Source organism: Photobacterium sp. 2_MG-2023, assembly GCF_030547675.1.
Classification (GTDB): Bacteria; Pseudomonadota; Gammaproteobacteria; order Enterobacterales; family Vibrionaceae; genus Photobacterium; species Photobacterium arenosum.
On the sequence record NZ_JAUOQQ010000055.1, the window covers coordinates 1 to 1,243 of the forward strand.

General features: G+C 47.7%; 1 protein-coding gene. It reads right to left on the bottom strand.

Annotated elements, in window-relative coordinates:
• Positions 1 to 30 precede the first annotated feature (30 nt).
• Positions 31 to 1,181 (bottom strand): IS3 family transposase gene (locus Q4491_RS21410; RefSeq protein WP_303460801.1). Its coding sequence is split into 2 segments (ribosomal slippage): positions 31 to 938 and positions 938 to 1,181, totalling 1,152 coding nucleotides; the frame shifts between segments, so codons are not numbered across the junction.
• Positions 1,182 to 1,243: the final 62 nt, after the last annotated feature.

A 1,243-nucleotide genomic window follows, 5' to 3' on the forward strand; every position in this document is an offset into this window, starting at 1 on the left:
TGATCTGATCCACTAACTCTGGACACTTAGCTAAGCACTGTTCTTCAATTCAAAATTCTCAGGGCTGAGATAGCCAAGCGAACTATGCCTTCTGGTTTTGTTGTAATCAACTTCAATGTATTCAAAAACGGTCTGACGCATGGTTTCCCTGTCCATGATTGGCTCGTACTGAATGGCTTCAACCTTCAGTGAATGGAAAAAGCTTTCCGCACAGGCGTTGTCCCAGCAGCAGGCTTTACGGCTCATGCTTTGAGTAAGTTGATGTTTTTCAATCAGATCTCTATACGCATACGAACAATATTGGCTGCCCCTGTCACTGTGAACTATCACGTTCTTTGGAAAACCGCGGCGGAACAGCGCCATGTTCAGGGCATCGCAAGCAAGTTGGGCGGTCATTCGATTGCTCATCGACCAGCCAACCACGGCACGCGAGTACAAATCAATGATCACAGCCAAATAAAGCCAACCTTCGCTGGTCATCAAATACGTGATATCACCGACCCATTTCTGGTTCGGTCCTGTCGCGTTAAAGTTCTGCTCCAGTAGGTTTGGAGCCACAGGCAGCTGATGATTGCTGTCGGTTGTGACCTTAAATTTACGCGCTGCTTTGGCGACTAAATCCTGCCGTGTCATGCTGTTTATTATGGTTTTCACGTCAGCGCTTTCACCCTTTTCTGCCAGCTCGACCTGGATACGGCGAGCGCCGTAACGCGCTTTGCTCGTATCAAAAACGGCTTTGATTTGTTCATCTCGGCAACGCTGGCTCTTCAGCCGTTTGCTTGGTTCTTTCCCTGATTTACGCCAGGCGTAATACCCACTTCGCGTGACACCAAGCACCAATGCCATGGATTTCAAGCGGAACTGGCGTTGGTGCTCAAGCATGAATTTGAATCGGCTTACTTTTGATTCTTCGCGAAGTAGGTGGCCGCCTTTTTTAGAATGGCTAAATCCTCTGCTTGATCAGCCAGTTGGCGTTTGAGCTTTGCAACTTCAGCGGCCAATTCAGCTTCCCGTTGGCTGGTATTGGACTTTTTCTCAACGGCAGTACGCCAGTTATAGATTTGCGATTCATAAATTTTGAGCTGCCTGGCTGCTTCAGCAACGCCAACACGTTCAGCCAGTTTCAGGGCTTCAGTTTTGAATTCAGCGGTATAGGTCTTGCGGGTCTTCTTGATTGTCATATTCACCTCGATAAGTCATTTTACTCACTTAACGCGGTGTCCAAAAGTATTGGATCAGATCA